The organism is Roseibium sp. (assembly GCF_025698965.1).
GTDB lineage: Bacteria > Pseudomonadota > Alphaproteobacteria > Rhizobiales > Stappiaceae > Roseibium.
The window spans coordinates 1-3,454 of record NZ_JAILWL010000594.1; the positions used below are offsets into that span (position 1 = coordinate 1).

General features: G+C 55.5%; 3 protein-coding genes. All 3 read left to right on the forward strand.

All coding sequences use genetic code 11. From position 1 onward, the window contains the following. Window positions 1-783 (forward strand): amino acid racemase (locus tag K5905_RS30120; protein WP_297591377.1); only part of this gene is annotated, 783 nt, incomplete at its 5' end. A gap of 150 nt (window positions 784-933) precedes the next feature. Further along, window positions 934-2,232 (forward strand): dicarboxylate/amino acid:cation symporter, encoded by a 1,299-nt coding sequence (locus K5905_RS30125; protein ID WP_297591378.1) that lies wholly within the window; start codon window positions 934-936, stop codon window positions 2,230-2,232. A gap of 445 nt (window positions 2,233-2,677) precedes the next feature. Further along, complete coding sequence (locus K5905_RS30130) at window positions 2,678-3,454, forward strand: FadR/GntR family transcriptional regulator (RefSeq protein WP_297591379.1); 777 nt, start codon at window positions 2,678-2,680, stop codon at window positions 3,452-3,454.

A 3,454-nucleotide genomic window follows, 5' to 3' on the forward strand; every position in this document is an offset into this window, starting at 1 on the left:
GAGGGCATGGCCGCAATCAATACGGCTTCGGCCTACGCGCTGCATGCGCTGAGAGCCACCGAGGCCGACCACCACCGGAAGTTCAAGGTCGGTGTTGTTGGCGGAGTGGGGCCTGCGGCGACGGTGGACTTTATGGGCAAGCTCGTGGGGGCAACCCAAGCATCCCGGGACCAGGATCACATCAAGGTTCTTGTCGAGCAAAATCCGCAGATCCCCGATCGAACAGAAAACCTGGTGAGTAACGGAACGGATCCAACTGTTGCGCTTTACTCGACCTGCAAGAAGCTGGAGCGTGGCGGTGCCGATATGATCGCGATCCCGTGCAACACCGCGCACGCCTATGTGGATCGCATTCAGCGCCACCTCGATATTCCGATTGTGAGCATACTTTCAACGACAACAGATCACATCACCGAACAGTCGCCCGAAACAGGCCGTGTCGGAATTCTGGCAACGAACGGAACCATACACAGCGGTCTATACCAGCAGGCGCTTACCGATGCCGGTCTGGGTTTTGTGGTTCCAGATGAGACACATCAGGCTTTGGTAATGGACGCAATCTATGGGCCAAAAGGTGTAAAAGCAGGGTATACGGACGGGCTCTGCAAAGAACAAATTGCAAGAGCATTTGCGCATTTGGTCACAAACGGGGCTGAAGCGGTAATCCTGGGCTGTACTGAACTTCCTCTGATCGTCAGCGAGAACAAAGAAGACCTTGGAGCCTTGCCGATTGACCCGACCGATGTGCTCGCCCGTAAGTGTGTACAGCTTGCAAGCACATGAGCCTGAAAAAGTTGAAGACAAAGAAAGGGCATTGCAAAACTTGCAATGCCCTTTCTTTGTTTGCAGCACGTCCCCTTCCATCGGGATGGTAAAAAAACATGATTGCTCGCAGCTCGGTTTTCCAGCTGCCAAGTGGAGAGGGAGGTAATCATGGAAACCACACAGCGAAAAACAGGGTTTCTCGCACCCTGGAGGAATATGCTTCTATGGAAGCAAATCGTCATAGCCCTTGTTTTGGGGATTGCCGTAGGTGTCGTGCTGAATATCACCGGAAACGAAGCGGTCGCCGGTACGATCAAGCACATCGGAACGCTGTTCCTTTCATTGATCAAAATGCTGATCGTACCACTGATATTTGTATCGTTGGTCTGCGGCATGGCGTCGGTAAGCGACATGGCTCGCATGGGGCGCATCGGCCTGAAATCCGTTGTCTTTTATCTGTGCACGACGGCCTTTGCCATCTCCATCGGTTTGCTTCTCGGCACCCTGTTTCAGCCAGGTGTCGGGATCGATCTCGGCACCGCCGCTGCGATGGAAGCCAAGACCCCACCGCCTTTTGTCGAGCAGCTCATTGCGATTGTTCCGAAAAACCCGATTGCGGCGGCGGCTGACGGTAAGGTCCTGCAAATCATCTTCTTCGCCATCATGTTCGGCCTATCGATCAATCTTGTGGGCGATGCGGGGAAACCGATCCGGGATTTCTTCGAAGCGTTGAACTCCGTCATTCTGAAGCTGACGGAAATCGTCATCTCCTTCGCGCCATATGGTGTGTTTGCCCTGATGGCTTGGGTTGCCGGGACCTACGGTATGGATCTTCTTCTGCCGCTGGGAACAATCATCGCAGCTCTTTATATCGGCTGCATCCTGCACGCGGTGTTCGTCTATGGCGGTCTCGTCACCTTCGTGAGCCGTCTGAACCCGCTGCGCTTCTTTCAAGGTATTGTCGAACCGCAGATAGTTGCCTTCACCAGCACGTCTTCGTCGGGAACTCTGCCGGTCACCATTACCGCCGTTCAGAAGAACCTGGGCGTAGATCGGTCCGTGGCCAGTTTCACACTTCCGCTGGGTGCGACCATCAACATGGACGGTACCGCGATGTATCAGGGTATTGCCGCTCTTTTTGTGGCACAGGCCTTCGGCGTCGAACTGGGCATGTCGGAATACATCACGATCATCCTGACTTCGACGCTCGCGTCCATCGGTACCGCCGGTGTACCCGGCGCTGGTCTGGTTATGCTGTCGCTGGTTCTGACGTCGGTCGGTCTGCCGCTGGAAGGTGTTGCGATCATCGCAGGCATCGACCGCATTCTCGACATGGCACGGACGTCGCTCAATGTCACCGGCGACGCGGCGTGCACAGTCGTGATCGCAAAATCCGAAGGACAATTGGACTTTGACGCCTATAACACACCGCATGTTCTGGAGGCGCCTGATCTCTTAAAGGCATAGACCAACACTGCCAACATAATGAGCCACCCCCGCCAGGGGTGGCTTAGACCTTTCTTACCCCTGGTGTTTTCCAGGGTTTTTGATTCCTTTATTTGTTGCTGAAGTGTCCCATCCTGGACAAGACAACGCGTGAGGTAGAGCGCTTGGGCAACGGGTGAGCAGAGCCCGTTTCCGGTATCTGCGCCCTCAGCCTCCACGTGGAATTGCAGAACCTTGCGAAGACCTCTTAAGCGCCAGAACGGACGGGAACGCACCTCGCTCCCGCCTCGATGGGCAGCCCAGGCGGCAGCACTTGGCCGTCAGACCTGGCATCTGACACCGCCCAGTCAGGCAGTTGCGCCCTAAACCCGCAGTGCGCGCCTAGCGTTGAACAAAATTGGATAAAAAAATTGACCAATTTTGTTTTTACCGCTAATTTGCCGCGCAAAGCGAGGATATCGTCCCAGTGTTTCAACCCGTCGACCATCAAAAAACTGCCGATGCCGCCGTGGAGCAGATCGAAAACCTGATCCTGAAAGGACTGCTGCAATCGGGTGACCGTCTGCCGTCTGAAAGGGATCTGGCCGACCAGATGAAAGTTTCACGGCCGGTCCTCAGAGATGCTCTCAAGATCCTGGAAGATCGAGACCTGATTGAAGCCCGACGCGGTGGCGGTACATATGTCTGCGACCTGATCGGGCCAATATTTTCCGAGGCCGTGGTTCAGCTGATTGCGCGACACCCGTCTGCTATCAGCGATTACTTCGAGTTCCGGCGGGGCATTGAAGGACATGCCGCAGCGCAGGCAGCCGTGCGGGCGGCGCCTTCCGACCAGGCCCGATTGACCGAAATTGTCGATCAGATGCAAGCGGCACACGAAATTGCAGACCTCAACACAGAAAGCCGGCTCGATGTGGCTTTCCATCATGCGGTCGGTGAAGCGGCGCATAATGTTGTAATGCTGCACACTTTGCGATCCTGCTACAGACTTCTGGAAAACGGTGTCTTTTATAACCGTGAGCGGCTCTATCACCATCCGAGCGCCCGGACAGAAGTGCTGCAGCAACACAAGGCGATCGCGGAGGCGATCTGCGATGGAGACCCGGTCAGCGCCAAGCGCTTTTCCGAAGAGCATATCGATTATGTACGCGCCACGACGCAGGAAGCCGAACAGCTTGCTCAACGCGAACAGCTTGCAGAACTGAGGCGCACCAAACCCACCAGACAATCCTCTCGTTCGTGA